Below are 16116 nucleotides of genomic sequence, written 5' to 3'. Positions count from 1 at the left end.
GCGACGCCGTTGATCGGCAACCTGCTGATCCCATGTCCCTGATCGGCCGCCTCATCGTCATCTTCATCGGCTTCCTTGCCGCCTGTTTCGTCGGCGGCATGATCGTGGTCGTCGCGCTGCTGTTTCCGGAGTTCGCCGATCTCGGCGCCGGCCCTGTCGATCAGGGCGCGATCGACATCCTGCTCGGCTTCGGCTTCGTCTTCATCTCCGGCTTTGCGCTGGTGCCGGCGGCAGTGATCGTTGCCATCACCGAAGCCCTCTACATCCGCAGCGCGCTCGCCTATGCCGTTGGCGGCGGCCTCGTCGGGCTTGCCTGCTATCTCGGCCTCGTTCCCTTTCACTCCGACACGTTTCAGTTCGAAGGCATCGTGCGGCGCCATCTGGAGATCATGACCGGCGCGGGCATCGTCGCCGGCGTGGTCTACTGGCTGATTGCCGGCCGCAATGCCGGCGCCTGGCGCATCCCGCCGCCCCCGCGCCGGCCGCCTCCGCCGCTGCCGTCGAATTCGAGGCCGGACGCGCGGTAGGTTGCTTCGTCATTCCGGGATGGTCCGAAGGACCAGACCTCAGGTGCGCAACTGCGCACCGGGGAATCTCGAGATTCCGGGTTCGGCTCTGCGAGCCGCCCCGGAATGACCCTGGCAAGGGTTTCCATCGCCTCTCCACTCCGCTAAACCGCGCGCCATGAACCGGACTGGACTCTTCATCGCCCTGGCGCTGTGGCTCGTGATCGGCGTTGTTTTCGGCCTCTATCCCGAGCTCGATCTCAAGCTCGCGTCGCTGTTCTTCGACCCCCAAACCAAAACCTTTCCGCTCAAGCTGAACGACTGGGCGGGCTTTGCGCGGGACGCCGCGATGTGGGTCGCCTGGGCCTTCGTGCTGCCCTCGCTTGTGGCGCTCGTGGTCAAGATGATCCGGCCCGACCGTCCCTTGATGGTGTCGGGGCGCGCGATCGTGTTTCTGCTGGTCACGATCATCATGTCGGCCGGCATCCTCACCAACCTCACCTTCAAGACCTATTGGGGCCGCCCGCGCCCGGTGGTGGTGACGCAGTTTGCCGGCGACCAGCAGTTCGTGGCGTGGTGGGATCCGCGCGGCGATTGCGTGCGCAACTGCTCGTTCTTCTCGGGCGAGGGCGCGACCGCGTTCTGGACGCTGGCGCCGGCCGCGCTGGCGCCGCCGGCATGGCGGCCGCTCGCCTATGCCGGCGCGGTTGTGTTCGGCGCCGTCACCAGCGGGTTGCGGATGGCGTTTGGCGGCCATTTTCTCACCGATGTGGCGATCGCCGGCCTCGTCAGTTTCGTCGTGATCTGGTTTGCCTACGCGCTGATCTACCGCTGGCCACGGACCCGGTTCTCGGACGAGGCGGTCGATGCCGCCCTGACCCGGCTGAACATGCCCGCCTACCGGCTCCGCCGGCGCCTGTTCGGCCGCAAGTCCGGTCCCGAACCCTCGGTTTAAGCCATTAAATGGGTGCCGAGCCCCGCGAAATTTGATATTCGCGCGGTCAACCCGTCCATGACATCAGCCCCTTGAGACCCGATTGGAAGCGCCATGACCACGATCCTGAAAAGCCTGCCCAAGGGTGAGAAAGTCGGCATCGCTTTTTCGGGCGGCCTCGACACCTCTGCGGCGCTGCTCTGGATGAAGCAGAAGGGCGCGCGCTGCTACGCCTACACCGCCAATCTCGGCCAGCCCGACGAGGCCGACTACAACGAGATCCCGCGCAAGGCGATGGAGTTCGGCGCCGAGAAGGCCCGGCTCGTCGATTGCCGCACGCAGCTGGTCCATGAAGGCATCGCCGCGATCCAGTCCGGCGCCTTCCATATCTCGACCGGCGGCATCACCTATTTCAATACCACCCCGCTCGGCCGCGCCGTCACCGGCACGATGCTGGTCGCGGCGATGAAGGAAGACGGCGTCAACATCTGGGGCGACGGCTCAACCTTCAAGGGCAACGACATCGAGCGCTTCTACCGCTACGGCCTGCTCACCAATCCCGGCCTGAAGATCTACAAGCCCTGGCTCGACCAGCAGTTCATCGACGAGCTCGGCGGCCGCGCCGAGATGTCGGCATTCATGACCGCGCAGGGCTTTGCCTACAAGATGAGCGCCGAGAAGGCGTATTCGACCGACAGCAATCTGCTCGGCGCCACCCACGAAGCCAAGGACCTCGAGAGCCTCGACAGCGGCATCAAGATCGTCAACCCGATCATGGGCGTGCCGTTCTGGCGCGACGACTGCGCCGTCAAGGCCGAGAAAGTCGTGGTTCGTTTCGAGGAAGGCCAGCCAGTCGCGCTCAACGGCCAGACCTTCGCCGATCCCGTCGCGCTGTTCCTGGAAGCCAACGTCATCGGCGGCCGTCACGGCCTCGGCATGAGCGACCAGATCGAGAACCGCATCATCGAGGCCAAGAGCCGCGGCATCTATGAAGCGCCGGGCATGGCGCTGCTGCACATCGCCTATGAGCGCCTCGTCACCGGCATCCACAACGAGGACACCATCGAGCAGTACCGCATCAGCGGCATGCGTCTGGGACGCCTGCTCTATCAGGGCCGCTGGTTCGACTCGCAGGCGCTGATGCTGCGCGAGACTGCGCAGCGCTGGGTCGCGCGCGCCGTCACCGGCGAGGTGACGCTGGAGCTGCGCCGCGGCAACGATTATTCGATCCTCAACACCGAGAGCCCGAACCTCACCTATGCGCCGGAGCGGCTGAGCATGGAGAAGGTCGAGGACGCCGCGTTCTCGCCAGCCGACCGCATCGGCCAGCTGACCATGCGCAACCTCGACATCGCCGACACCCGGACCAAGCTGAAGCTCTACAGCGACACCGGCCTGCTCTCGGGCAGCGAAGGCTCGCAGATCTTCCGGCTCGAGAGCGACAAGGGTTGAGGCCTTTTGCCGCCCGATCGGGCGATGCGCGACATAATGACGGTGTCATCCTCGGCCGTTAGGCTCCCCGCTTCCCCCTGAATGGGCATCGCGGAGCATCGAACATGGTCAAGGGATCGGCCGTCGCCTCTCTCATCGTCTTGCTTTGGACAACGTCACTGTCGGCACAGACGATCTATCCGATCGATCGTGCCGAGATCCTTGCCGGAGCCCAGTTCGACTTCAAGGTCGAATTCCCCGGGCCGGTCGATCCCGCCAGCTTGAAGGTCACGGTGAACGGCGCGGATTACGCGACCGCGTTCGGCCGTTCGGCGACCTTCATCGAGCGCGAGGACGGCAAGGAGCAGTCGGCGCTGATCCTGCGCGACGTCACGCTGACCACGCCTGGTAGCTTTGCCGTGGATGTGAGCGACGGCACGCGCCAGCGCAGCGTCAAATGGACGGTCTACGACACGGGTCCGCGCAGGGCGAAGAACGTCATCCTGTTCATCGGTGACGGCATGTCGCCGGCGCATCGGGTCGCGGCCCGAATCCTGTCCAAGGGCATTTCGGAGGGCAAGAGCCGCGGCAAGCTCGCCATCGACGACATGCCTCACATGGCACTGGTGGCGACCGCGGGCTCGGACTCGATCATCACGGACTCCGCGAACTCGGCCAGCGCCTATGCGACCGGGCACAAGAGTGCCGTCAACGCCCTCGGCGTCTATGCGGACCGCACCGCAAGCCCGTTCGACGATCCCCGGGTCGAAACCATCACGAGCCTCGCCAGGAGGCGGCTCGGCATGGCGATCGGCATCGTCACCAACACCGAGATCGAGGACGCGACGCCGGCGGCGATGGTCGCGCATACGCGCCGGCGCGCGGCCTATGACGAGATCGTCGAGCAATTCTTCACGGCGAAGCCTGATGTTCTCATGGGCGGCGGCAGCGCGAATTTCCTGCCGAAATCCACCGCCGGTTCCAAGCGCAAGGACGAGACCGACTACATCGCGAAGTTTCGTGACGCAGGCTATCAGGTCGCGACCACCGCGGCCGAGCTCAGCGCTTCTGCCGCAAAGCCGGAGGCGGGCAAGCTGCTTGGCCTGTTCGCCACCGGCAACATGGACGGCGTGCTTGACCGCAAATTCCTCAAAGGTGGCGGCGTGAAGAAGTTTCCCGAGCAGCCTGACTTGACCGAGCAGGTGCAGGCAGCGCTGAACATCCTGGCGAAGAACGAGGCTGGCTTCTTCCTGATGGTCGAGTCCGGAATGATCGATAAATACGCGCACTTGCTCGACATGGAGCGCGCCGTCTTCGACACGATCATGCTCGACAACGCGGTGCGCCAGACCCGTGAATGGGCAGGCGCGCGTGGCGAGGACACCCTCATCCTGGTGTTGGCGGACCACAATCATCCCAACAGTCTCGTCGGCACGGTGAATGACGACATGGGCACCGCGCCCAACGTGTCGCTGCGCGAGCGCGTCGGCGTCTACGACCAGGCCGGATTCCCGAATTATCCGGCGCCGGATGCGGAGGGTTATCCGGCCCGCATCGACGTGAGCCGGCGGCTTGCCATCTTCTCGGCCAGCCTGCCGGATCATTACGAGACTTTCCGCCCGAAGCTCGACAATCCCAACGAGCCGACCGTTAAGGGTGAAGACAATGCGACCTTCAAGGCCAACGACAAATACAAGGACGTCCCGGGCGTCGTGCTGCGCTTCGGCAATCTGCCGGCGCTGATCGGCGCCAGCGTGCATTCGGGCGAGGACGTCATCCTGACGGCGGCCGGGCCGGGCAGCGATCGCGTGCATGGCTCGATGGACAATACCGAAGTGTTTCGCGTCATCGCCGACGCGCTTGGGCTCGCTGCCGGGCGGTAGCTCGCCGCGCCAACAAAAAATGGCCGGGATCGCTCCCGGCCATTTGCGTTCGTGCTTTCGCCTCAGCGCGGCGGGGCCGCGCTGGCCTGGCCGCCGTTGAGCAGCGGGGTGATGCGGCGGACGGTGACGCGGCGGTTGATGCGGCTTGGGCCGTCCGTCTGCTCCTTCGGGTACTGCTTGCCGTAGCCCTGCGACTGCAGGTTCTCCGCCGGCACATTGAATTGCTGGGTCAGCAATTCGGCGGCGGCCTGCGCCCGGCGATCCGACAATGACAAATTGTCGACGTCGTTGCCGACCGCATCGGTGTGGCCCTCGATCAGGAACACCTCTTGCGGATTGGCCTGGATCGCCTGGTTGATGCCGTCGGCGATGACTTGCAGCCGCGCCGCCTGATCGGGCGGGATGGTCCACGATCCCGTCTCGAAAGTGATCGTGTTGACGTCAATGCTCGGCATCTGCATGCGAACATTGGGGCTGTAGCGGATCTCGTCGAGCGAGTAGCGTCGTGCGATCCGTTGCACCGGCGGTGCCCGCATCGTCTCGTAGATCACGTCCGGCGAGGCCTCCTCGGCGTCGACGATGTAGCGATCGTAGGGCATGTTGACCACCGGCGGCGGCACGTCGACATAGAAGCCGCCGACCGCCTGCGGATCGCGGTAGGTGTTGTCGATGATGACGAGCTCGCGTCCGCGCTGGTCCCTGCGGATTCGCCGCAGCATCTGACCGTCGGTTCCGACCACCGTAATCACCTCGCTGCCATCAGGACGGATCACGACCGTGCGGGTTTCGCCGCCGACCGTCTCGGTACGGATGTCGCGGGCGCCATAGCGGAAGCGATAGAGATCGTTGCCGCGGACATACTCCTGGCCACCGGGGTCGCGGATGATGATGCGGTCCGGCTCGGTGTAGACGGTGCGGCCGCCTTCGACGACCTCGCGTCGCTGGTTGCGGTAGTCCGCGATGGTCGCGCCGACCACGGCACCGGCCACTACGCCCGCACCGATCGCAAGCGGCGTCAGGTCACGCTGCTGCGGACGCGGCGGCGGCGGCAGCGGAGCTGCAACCGTCGGCGCGGCGCGGAAGGCCGGACCGACCGTTGGCGGGGCGTATTGCGCCCTGTTCGGCGGCGGCGCTGCGGCCGGCGTGCCGGGAACGACGGTTGGCGCCGCGGCGCCGGGGGGAGGTGTGGGCCGGGGCGGGACGCCAGCCTGCGGCGGCGCAGGCGGTGTTCCGGCAGCGGGCGCGCCCGCAGGAGGCGTGCCACCCTGCCGTCCTGGCGCCGGCGTCACAGCGCCGCCAGGGGCCGGCGTTGCCGTGGGAGCCGGGGTTGCGCCAGGTGCGGGGGCCGGGCCCGGACGGCCGGACGGCGGGGGCGGGGTGCCAGCGCCCGGTGTCGGCGTCGTCGTTGGAGCGGGCGTCGCACCCGGAGCTGGCGAGGGCGATCCTGCGGCCGGGGGCGCGCCGGGACGTCCGGGCGGGGGTGCACCGGGGCGTCCAGCCGGCGGCGCGCCGGGCGTGCTGCCCGGAGCCGGCGCAGGCGTGGCCGTCGGTGCAGGTGTTGCAGTCGGGGCAGGTGTGGCGGTTGGAGCAGGCGCTCCCGGTCGTGCCGTCGGCGCTGCGGGCGGAGGAGCAGCGGGCGTCGCGGTCGGCGCAGGCGCGGGCCGCCCCGCGGGGCCCGGAGGAGGTGGCGGAGGTGTCGGAGTCGGACGAGCGGCGGGAGGCGGCGGTGTCGGCGCGTGTTGCTGCGGCGCCGCAGCGGGAGGCGGTGCCGGCGGCGTCGGAGCCGGGCGCGCTGCAGGCGGTGTCGGAGGCGGCGGTGTCGGGGCGTGCTGCTGCGGCGCCGCGGCCGGAGGCGGCGACGGCTGCTTCGGTGCGGCAGGCGGCGGGGGTGGCGGCGGAGGGGCCGGACGCGCCGCAGGTGGCGGCGGAGGGGCCGGACGCGCCGCAGGTGGCGGCGGAGGCGGTGGCGGCGCGGCGGGACGCGGCGGTGCGGCGGCCGGCGGCGGCGCAGCGGGCGGGTGGGGCGGTGCAGCGGCGGGCGGCGGAGCGGCCGGGCGCGCGGGCCCAGCAGGCGGCGCAGCCGCGGGTCCCTTCGGCGGCTGCTTCGGTTTTCCGTCAGGGCCCGTGTCTTGAGGCTGCGCCTGTGCGACCACGAGCGGCGGCGCACTTTGCGCTTGCGATGCGGAGCTTGCGAATTGCATCGCGGTCAGAGCCGTCGTCGCGAGCAGCACGAAACGAAGATTGGTCATGGTGGTGAACTTCCCCGGAAGGTTCTTTGACGAAGTGTTGGGATGAACAGCTACGCGTTAGGCCGGATTGTGGCGGGCGAAGCGGTCGCTGCCCGATTTATTTCTGCACGGAAATCACATCACTGCGGCAACGTTCATTGCGCATTCAGACGCTGGTTGCAATTGCCCCACATGTGATCGGCCGCTTCATGCGCGATCCCGCGGCGGAATTGCATCCGTCGCGGGATTCGGCGTCAGCGGCCCGTTCGGCCCGCGCGATGGAATCTCTTCAGGCATGCGGCCCGGCAATTCGTCGGGCCGCGGTGGCGAGCCGGGTTCGCGCACCGGCGGCGTGATTTCAGGCTGCGGATTGCCCGGCGGAATGCCGGGCGGCGGTTCGGCTGGAGTCCCCGGTGTTGCCGGTGGAATCTCGGGCGGTTCGATCGGCATCGGCATCATCGGGAGCAGTTGTCCGGAGAAAGACAACGAGGATGCCGCGCCGATGTTCCCTCATCGCGCCGCGCTGGATCTGCCTTATTCCGGCGCGTGGCACACGGCCTCGATGTTGTGGCCATCAGGGTCGAGCACGAACGCGCCGTAGTAGTTCGCATGGTAATGCGGGCGGATGCCGGGCGGGCCGTTGTCGCGGCCGCCGGCCGCAATGGCCGCCTTGTAGAACGCGTCGACGGTGGCGCGGTCCCTGGCCGCGATCGCGACATGCACCGGCTTGTTCATGGCGCCTTCGCCGCCGATCCAGAAATCCGGCTTACCGTTGGCGCCGAAGCCGGCGGCGGCAGCGTGGCCGGTCTGCTCCGCCGTGACCTCCATGATCAGGCCGTAGCCGAGCGGAGCCAGCGCCTTGGCGTAGAACGCCTTGGCGCGCTCATAGTCGGAGACGGAGAAACCCAGATGGTCGATCATCGTAACCTCCTTCGTCCTTGTCAGCGTGAGAGGAACGTATTGCTTCGTGTCTTGCGTATGATCGCGAATCCACGCGCGACCATGTCGGCAATACAATCCTGCTGCCATTCGTTTTGTGACAGATGCTCGATGACGACCGCGCGCGGCCATAGCGAGGGCGGCGCATCGCGGAAGAAGCCGATCAGCACGCGGTCCTCAAAACCCTCGACGTCGATCTTCAGCGAATCGACTTGGCGGACGCCGGCTTCGTCGAGAATGCGTGTCAGCCGCAGCGACGGCACCTTGATCGCCTCGGCGCTCGCCGTGCCGGTGACGACGTGCGTGGCGCCAAGATTACCGCCGCCGCTCTCGATCATCAGCTCGCCGTCGCTGTCGCCGGCCGCAGCCTGCACCAGGCGCACTTGCGCCGTCTTCGACGCGGCGTGGTTGAACGAAAGCCGTCCAAACGTCAGCGGATGTGGCTCGATCGCGACCACCTTGCCTGTGGTGCCGACCTGCCGCGCCATCACCAGCGCAAACGTGCCGACATTGGCGCCGACGTCGACGAAGGTGCCGCCCGCCGGGGTATGCTGGCGCAGGAACTCGAGCTCGTCGAGATTATAATCGGGATTGAACAGTGCGCCGCGCTCGGTCGCGCTGCCCTGGTGATAGAGGCGGAACGATGCGCCCTGATATTGCACGTCGACCGGGCCACCGCGCAGCAGGTTGACCAGCCGCGACATCCAGGGCCGGAACGCGCCGCGCTTCAGCCCCGACTGCTGTGCGAGGCGAATGATCGCAGCCTGCGCCGCATTGGGCGCAAACGCGCCGAACGGCGCGGACGAAGGGGCGTTGTCGGTCGTCAAGCAGGCGATCCTCGTTGCAAGCGGCGCATGCATAGCCGGTTTTGCGCGGGACTCCAACGCTCGATGCGAGCCACAATCTCGCTGTCGTCCCCGCGAAGGCGGGGACCCATAACCCCAGGGAGGAGTCTGATGCGAGATGCGCACTCCGAGTCATCGCCAAACTCCTCTCTGTGGGTATGGGTCCCGGATCTGCACGCAGCTTGTCCGGGACGACGGAGAGAGTGTGCGTGATGTAGCTTTCCTCACGCCGCCTTCTTCGGTGCCTTGCGCTGCCGCAGAAATCGGCCGAGCAGCCGGCGCTTGCCCTTGCGCGGGATCAGCTCGATGTCGCTGACGAGCTTGGCGCCGCCCTTGCGGCGCTCCAGAACGATCTTGCGGCTGTGGAAGGCTTCCAGCTCGGCACGATGCGCGACGCTGACGATGGTCGCCTTCGGCAGCTCGTCGGTGACCGTCTTCATCATCTTGTCCTGGCTCTTCTCGTCGAGCGCCGAGGTCGCCTCATCCAGCACGACGATATCGGGGTTGTGCAGCAACAGTCGCGCGAAGGCGAGACGCTGTTTCTCGCCGCCTGATAGCGTCTGGTCCCACGGACCCTCGTCCTCGATCTTCTCCTTGAGATGATCGAGGCCGACTTTGTGCAGGGCTTCGCCGATCTCCTCCACGGTCCAGTGGTCGGCGGCGCCGGGATAGGCGACCGCGCGGCGCAGCGACCCGGAGGGCACGTAGGGCCGCTGCGGCAGCATGAACAGGCGCCGGTCGGCATGGAAATTGACGCTGCCGCCGCCCCAGGGCCAGAGGCCTGCGATCGCGCGCACCAGCGTGCTCTTGCCGGTGCCGGATTCGCCGGCGACCAGCAGCCGTTCGCCGGGCTCGATCACCACCTCGGTCTCGCCGACCACGGCCGTGCCGTCGTCGAGTGTGACCGAGAGATCCTTCATCTCCAGCATGGCGTCGTTGCGGGTCTCGCCGCGCTTGATGCGGCCGAGGCCATCGCCTTGCTCGGCGCGTTCGAGGCCGTCGAGCGACATCATCAACGAGGCGATGCGGCGCGCGCAGGCATTCCAGTCCGCGAGCCGCGGATAATTGTCGACCAGCCAGCCGAACGCGCTCTGCACGATGGTGAAGGCGGAGGCCGCCTGCATCACCTGTCCCAGCGTCATGCTGCCGTCGAGGAATTTTGGCGCGCAAAGCAAAAGCGGCACGACCGGCGCAACCAGGCTCGATCCCTGCGACACCAGCGTGGTGCGCATGTGTTGGCCGGCGAGCCGCGCCCATTGCCTGAGCACGCTCGTGAAATTGCGGTCGATGCCGTCGCGCTCTTCCTCCTCGCCGCCGAGCAGCGCGATGCTCTCGCCGTTCTCGCGCACGCGTGTCAGCGTATAGCGGAAATCGGCCTCGGCCTGGTTCTTGTCCTCGGAGACTTGGACGAACTGACGGCCGATCACCAGGATCGAGCCGGACGCGATCGCGGCGTAGAGCATCGCGGCGATCACGAGGAAGCCGGGAATGGTGAGCGTCGATCCGCCAAGCGTGACGGTGAGCGCACCGCCGATGGTCCAGAGCACGACGATGAAGGTCGCGGCCGACAGCAGCGCCGAGGTGACGCCCGCGAGGAAATCGACCGGCGAATCGGTCGCGATGCGCAGATCCTCCGCAATCCGGTATTCCGGATTCTCGTGGTCGCCGCGGACGAGGTTGAGCTGGTAATAGCGCCCGTTATTGAGCCACCGCGTCAGCACGCTCGCAGTCAACCAGGCCCGCCAGCGCCGCTGGATGCCCATGCGCGCGAACACCTGGATGACGCCGAGCACGATGCTGCCGATCGCAAGCGGGAAGAACAACGCGGTGAGATGGAAGACGGTGGTCGCATCGCGTTTCTCGATCGCGTCGAAGATCGCCCGGTTCCAGACATTGATGCCGTACTGGAAGCCGACGGTCAGGACGATCAGCGCGCCGAGGCCGAGCGAGAACGGCCAGGCGAGGCGATCGCCGTTGCGTCCCCAGAAGCCGCGCGCGCTGATCCAGAACCGCGTCAGCAGATAATCCTTGCGGGCCTGCTCGGCTTCCTCGGGCGTTAGCTCCGGGTCAGGCTCGAGCACTTCCGGCGGTGGCGCGGCGACCTCGTCGCCATTCTCCCCCTTGATCCCGACGATGGGCGGTTTGGGGCCCTGTTCGCGCTTGGCGGCCGGCTTTTGCATGAGCGGACAACGCGAAGGAAATCAACCGGTTCCCTCGGGTTCCGCTTGGCACCTCATTCGGCGGCGCCGTCCCGGACGCGCCGGATCCGGGCCGCCCGGTGGAGAACGCGCGACAATTCCTCGATCGAATAGGGCTTCTGCACGAGCTCGAAACCGGTCACGCCGTCTTGCGACAGGGCCTGGCTGTAGCCCGTGGTCAGCACGACCGGCACGTCGATGCCGCGGTCGCGGATCGCCTGCGCCAGATCGAGCCCGGTCATTCCAGGCATCACCACGTCCGTGAACACGACGTCGAAGCGATCCGCGTCCATGACGAGCTCGGCGAGCGCGTCGGTTGCGTTGTCGACCAGCGTGATGCTGTAGCCGAGCTCGGTGAGGCCATCGGCGGCGAAATTGGCAAGCTCGATATTGTCCTCGACCAGCAGCACCGACATGCCGCTGCCGGCCACCGCCGGCGCCGTGTTCGGCGCCTGCCGCTGCGGCAGCAGGTCCGGCGGCACGCGCGGCAGATAGAGCGCAAAGGTGCTTCCGTGCCCGACCTCGCTCGTCACCGTCACCTCGCCGCCGGATTGCCGGGCGAAGCCGAACACCTGGGACAGGCCGAGGCCGGTGCCGTGGCCGACCTGCTTGGTGGTGAAGAACGGCTCGAAGATGCGCTCCAGTCGGGCGGCCGGAATGCCGATGCCGGTGTCGCTGACGGTCACGCTGATGAAGCCGCGGTTTGCCAGGTTCTGGTTTGCCAAGCTCTGGCTTCCCAAGCTTTGGCTTACCAAGTTCTGGCTGCCTGGGGCATGGGCCAGCGTGTCCGGAACGGTCGTCGCGGCCTCGACCGCGAAAACGATCCTGCCTTTGCCCTGCATGGCATCGCGCGCGTTGGTCGCCATGTTGATCAGCGCCGTCTCGAACTGGCCGGCATCGGCATGGACGAGGCAGGGCTCGGTGGGCAGGCGCATGGTGATCTCGATGGCCGGCCCCAGCAGCGGCGCCAGCATGTCGTGCAGCGCCTGCATCCGCTCGCCGACGTCGAACACCTCCGGCTTCAGGGTCTGGCGCCGCGCAAAGGCGAGCAGCTGCGAGGTCAGCTTGGCCGCGCGCGCCACCGCGTCCGCAATGGCCGTGATGTAGCGCTGCCGCCGCTCCTCCGTCAGTTGCGGCCGGTTCAACAGGTCGACCGAGGCGCGGATCACCGTCAGCAGATTGTTGAAATCATGCGCGACGCCGCCGGTGAGCTGTCCGAGCGCCTCCAGGCGCTGGCTGTGCTTGAGTGCCTCCTCGGCCTCACGCCGCTTGGCGGCTTCGGCCTGGAGGTGCTGGGTGCGCCGTAACGCAAGCGCCAACAGTAGAAACAGGAGCGCGGTGGCGGGAATGCCGAACACCAGATGCTGGCCCATGGTGGCAAGCCAGCGCGCGCGGATCGCCGACGTCTCGAGCCCGGCGCTGACATAGATCGGATATTCGGCGACGCGCCGGTAGCCGATGCGACGCTCGATCCCGTCGGACGGCCAGGCGACGGTGATGAGGCCATGCTCCGGGTGGGCCGCGATTTCCCGGCCGACCGGTCCGGTCGGATCCAGCCGAAGGTCGCGGTCGAGCCGCGGGAAATGCGCGAGCAGCACGCCGTCCGTGCGTCCCATCGTGAAGAAGCTGCCGGCATCGGAACCGATCCGCGCATAAAAACTCTCGAAATATTCGGGCAGGACAGAGGCCTGGATCACCCCGATGAAGCCGCCGTCGTCGGAGTCGCGGCGGCGGCTCACCCCGAAGAAGCGCGCGCCCTGATAGGGCGGACGGGGCGTCAGGGCCGTGCCGATGAATGTGCCGATGGTCTGGTCGACATGAGCGTAGAAATAGTCGCGGTCTGCAAAGCGGAGCTCCGGCGGTGGTGAGGCCAGGCTGTTGACCAGCGCTTTTCCGTCCGCGTCGAAGATCCAGGCCGATTTGAGCTGCGGCAGCGAGTCGGTCAGCCGCTTCAGGCGGCGGTGCAGCGCCGGCTCGCGCGCGCGGATGATGTCGTCGGGCAGGCCGCGGACCACCTCGTTGAGCTCGGCAAGGCTGCGGTCGATGGTCTCGAACACCTTGAGCGCGTGCTCATGCACGACGTCGAGCGTGCGCTCGATCTCCCGGTCGGCGGTGTCCCTGGTCGAGCCGTAGGAGATCGCGGAGGTGATCGCGAACAGCGCAACCGGCAGCGCCAGGGATGCCGCCATCATCCACTGCAACAGTCTCAGCGAGTTGCGTTGCGCCCTCTGCACAGTCGCTCCGTCCCTGACGGGAGCTTAACTGAATCTCGCGCGGGGAAGGAAGCAACTTGTGCCGGAACCGCTGGTTGTGCGCCTGTAACTTACGCGCACCGCGGGTCGGAGAAAATTCTACTCGAATTGACTGCGATCTCGGAATGTCCCGGCCGGACTGGCCGGGACAGGAACCATGAGCCGCGTCTCTAGATCTGGCGCTCGACCATCTTGAGCTTGAGCTCGGCGATGGCTTCCGCCGGGTTCAGTCCCTTCGGGCAGGCCTTGGCGCAATTCATGATGGTGTGGCAGCGGTAGAGGCGGAACGGATCCTCAAGGTCGTCGAGCCGCTCGCCGGTCGCCTCGTCGCGCGAATCGGACACCCAGCGATTGGCCTGGAGCAGCGCGGCGGGGCCGAGATAACGTTCGCTGTTCCACCAATAGCTCGGGCACGAGGTCGAGCAGCAGGCGCACAGGATGCACTCGTAGAGGCCGTCGAGCTTCTCGCGATCCTCGTGGGTCTGGCGCCATTCCTTCTGCGGCGTCGGCGAGGTCGTCTTCAGCCACGGCTCGACCGATGCGTACTGGGCGTAGAAGTTGGTGAGGTCGGGGACGAGGTCCTTCACGACCGGCTGGTGCGGCAGCGGATTGATCTTCACCGCGCCGTCCTTCACGTCGTGCATCGAGCGGGTGCAGGCGAGCGTATTCTGGCCGTCGATGTTCATCGCGCAGGAGCCGCAGACGCCTTCGCGGCAGGAGCGGCGGAAGGTCAGCGACGGGTCGATGTGGTTCTTGATCCAGATCAGGCCGTCCAGCACCATCGGGCCGCAATCGTTGGTGTCGACGTAATAAGTGTCGACGCTCGGATTCTTGCCGTCGTCCGGATTCCAGCGATAGACGCGAAACTCGCGGGTCTCGGTCGCGCCCGCGGGCTTCGGCCAGGTCTTGCCGCCGGAAATCTTGGAGTTCTTCGGAAGTGCGAATTCAACCATTGCTCTAACCTTTCGTCATTCCGGGATGGTCCGAAGGACCAGACCCGGAATCTCGAGATTCCGGGCTCGATGCTGCGCATCGCCCCGGAATGACGGCTACTGTTCGCTCAGTACACACGCGCTTTCGGCGGGATGTACTGCACGTCGTTGGTCATGGTGTAGTCGTGAACCGGGCGGTACTCGATCTTGACCTTGCCGGCATCGTCCAGCCAGGCCAGCGTGTGCTTCATCCAGTTCTTGTCGTCGCGGTCGGAGAAGTCCTCGCGCGCATGCGCGCCGCGGCTCTCGGTGCGGTTGGCGGCCGAGTTCATCGTCACCACCGCCTGCGAGATCAGATTGTCGAACTCGAGCGTCTCGACGAGGTCCGAATTCCACACCAGCGAGCGGTCGGACACGGCGATGTCGGTGATGCCGCTGTGGACCTTCTCGATCAGGTTCTGGCCCTCGCTCAGGACTTCGCCGGTGCGGAACACCGCGCAATTGCTCTGCATCACGTGCTGCATGCCTTCGCGCAGCTTTGCGGTCGGCGTGCCGCCGGAGGCGTAGCGGTAATGGTCGAGGCGGCCGAGCGCGAGCTCGGACGAGTTCGCCGGCAGCTCCGGCTGCTTGGCGTTGGGCGTGAGCTTCTCGGCGAGGCGGAGCGCTGCGGCGCGGCCGAACACGACGAGGTCGATCAGCGAGTTGGAGCCGAGGCGGTTGGCGCCGTGCACGGAGACGCAGGCGGCTTCGCCGATCGCCATCAGGCCGGGGATGATGGCGTTGTCGTCGCCGTCCTTCTTGGTCAGGACTTCGCCGTGATAGTTGGTGGGGATGCCGCCCATGTTGTAGTGCACGGTCGGCACGATCGGGATCGGCTCGCGCGTCACGTCGACATTGGCGAAGATCTTTGCGGATTCCGAGATGCCCGGCAGCCGCTCGGCCAGCACCGCGGGATCGAGATGGTCCAGGTGCAGGAAGATGTGGTCCTTCTTCTTGCCGACGCCGCGGCCTTCGCGGATCTCGATGGTCATCGCGCGCGAGACGACGTCGCGCGAGGCGAGGTCCTTGGCCGACGGCGCGTAGCGCTCCATGAAGCGCTCGCCTTCGGAGTTGACGAGATAGCCGCCTTCGCCGCGGGCGCCCTCGGTGACGAGACAGCCCGAGCCGTAGATGCCGGTCGGGTGGAACTGCACGAACTCCATGTCCTGCATCGGCAGGCCGGCGCGCAGCACCATGCCGCCGCCATCGCCGGTGCAGGTGTGGGCCGAGGTGCAGGAGGCGTAGGCGCGGCCGTAGCCGCCGGTCGCTAAAATCACGGTCTGGGCGCGGAAGCGGTGCAGCGTGCCGTCGTCGAGCTTGAGCGCGATGACGCCGCGGCAGGTGCCCTGGTCGTCCATGATCAGGTCGATGGCGAAGAACTCGATGAAGAACTCGGCGGCGTGGCGCAGCGACTGGCCGTACATCGTGTGCAGCATGGCGTGACCGGTGCGGTCGGCGGCGGCGCAGGTGCGCTGCGCCTGGCCCTTGCCGTAGTCCATGGTCATGCCGCCGAACGGGCGCTGATAGATCTTGCCGTCCTCGGTGCGCGAGAACGGAACGCCCCAATGCTCGAGCTCGTAGACCGCCTCGGGCGCGTTGCGCACCATGTATTCGATCGCGTCCTGGTCGCCGAGCCAGTCCGACCCCTTCACGGTGTCGTACATGTGCCAGCGCCAGTCGTCCTTGTGCATGTTGCCGAGCGAGGCGGAGATGCCGCCCTGCGCCGCCACCGTGTGCGAACGGGTCGGAAACACCTTGGTGATGCAGGCGGTGCGCAGGCCCGCTTCGCCGCAGCCGACCACGGCGCGCAGACCCGCGCCGCCGGCGCCGACCACGACGACGTCATAGGTGTGGTCTTCGATCGGATAGGCTTTGCCGTTGGTGGCGGGAGCGCCGTTGCCCGTGCCATTCGTTGTGGTGGCCATGGGG

The 16116-nt window shown here is 67.0% G+C and carries 12 protein-coding genes; 4 read left to right on the top strand and 8 right to left on the bottom strand.

Annotation, left to right across the window (positions count from 1 at the left end; genetic code table 11):
• Positions 1-32: 32 nt before the first annotated feature.
• The 4 genes from GA0061098_RS30210 (at position 33) to GA0061098_RS30195 (ending at position 4754) form a co-directional block, all read left to right on the top strand.
• Complete coding sequence (locus GA0061098_RS30210; RefSeq protein ID WP_091965054.1) at positions 33-527, top strand: hypothetical protein; 495 nt, start codon at positions 33-35, stop codon at positions 525-527.
• Positions 528-684: 157 nt separating this feature from the next.
• A complete protein-coding gene (locus GA0061098_RS30205) occupies positions 685-1461 on the top strand; it encodes a phosphatase PAP2 family protein (protein WP_091965053.1) in 777 nt (258 codons plus the stop codon).
• Positions 1462-1554: 93 nt separating this feature from the next.
• The gene (gene argG, locus GA0061098_RS30200; protein WP_091965052.1) at positions 1555-2892 is read left to right on the top strand and encodes an argininosuccinate synthase; all 1338 of its coding nucleotides are present in this window, start codon (positions 1555-1557) and stop codon (positions 2890-2892) included.
• A 104-nt stretch (positions 2893-2996) separates the two neighbouring features.
• Entirely contained in the window at positions 2997-4754 is a 1758-nt protein-coding gene (locus GA0061098_RS30195) for an alkaline phosphatase (RefSeq protein WP_091965050.1), read from the top strand.
• A 62-nt stretch (positions 4755-4816) separates the two neighbouring features.
• On the opposite strand, the gene GA0061098_RS30190 is transcribed toward GA0061098_RS30195, so the two are convergent.
• The 8 genes from GA0061098_RS30190 to sdhA all read right to left on the bottom strand — a co-directional run bounded on the left by GA0061098_RS30190 (position 4817) and on the right by sdhA (position 16112).
• Positions 4817-7003 carry an OmpA family protein gene (locus GA0061098_RS30190; RefSeq protein WP_091965048.1) on the bottom strand — a complete coding sequence of 729 codons (2187 nt, stop codon included), beginning with the start codon at positions 7001-7003 and terminating at the stop codon, positions 4817-4819.
• Between the two features lie 186 nt (positions 7004-7189).
• Positions 7190-7432 carry a hypothetical protein gene (locus tag GA0061098_RS30185; protein WP_026202099.1) on the bottom strand — a complete coding sequence of 81 codons (243 nt, stop codon included), beginning with the start codon at positions 7430-7432 and terminating at the stop codon, positions 7190-7192.
• Positions 7433-7516: 84 nt separating this feature from the next.
• Positions 7517-7903 (bottom strand): VOC family protein, encoded by a 387-nt coding sequence (locus tag GA0061098_RS30180; protein ID WP_018318935.1) that lies wholly within the window; start codon positions 7901-7903, stop codon positions 7517-7519.
• Between the two features lie 20 nt (positions 7904-7923).
• Positions 7924-8748: an FkbM family methyltransferase gene (locus tag GA0061098_RS30175; RefSeq protein ID WP_165637694.1), complete on the bottom strand. Its 825-nt coding sequence runs from the start codon at positions 8746-8748 to the stop codon at positions 7924-7926.
• 242 nt (positions 8749-8990) lie between these two features.
• Positions 8991-10946, bottom strand: coding sequence for an ABC transporter ATP-binding protein/permease (locus GA0061098_RS30170; protein ID WP_091965045.1), 1956 nt, complete (start codon positions 10944-10946; stop codon positions 8991-8993).
• 53 nt (positions 10947-10999) lie between these two features.
• The gene (locus GA0061098_RS30165) at positions 11000-13198 is read right to left on the bottom strand and encodes a hybrid sensor histidine kinase/response regulator (RefSeq protein ID WP_091965043.1); all 2199 of its coding nucleotides are present in this window, start codon (positions 13196-13198) and stop codon (positions 11000-11002) included.
• Positions 13199-13386: 188 nt separating this feature from the next.
• Positions 13387-14169 (bottom strand): succinate dehydrogenase iron-sulfur subunit, encoded by a 783-nt coding sequence (locus GA0061098_RS30160; protein ID WP_091965042.1) that lies wholly within the window; start codon positions 14167-14169, stop codon positions 13387-13389.
• A gap of 107 nt (positions 14170-14276) precedes the next feature.
• Positions 14277-16112 carry a succinate dehydrogenase flavoprotein subunit gene (sdhA, locus tag GA0061098_RS30155; protein ID WP_091965040.1) on the bottom strand — a complete coding sequence of 612 codons (1836 nt, stop codon included), beginning with the start codon at positions 16110-16112 and terminating at the stop codon, positions 14277-14279.
• Positions 16113-16116 lie beyond the last annotated feature (4 nt).

Origin of the sequence: Bradyrhizobium shewense, from assembly GCF_900094605.1 — a bacterium.
GTDB lineage: Bacteria > Pseudomonadota > Alphaproteobacteria > Rhizobiales > Xanthobacteraceae > Bradyrhizobium > Bradyrhizobium shewense.
This window is presented reverse-complemented; position numbering and strand designations above follow the sequence as displayed.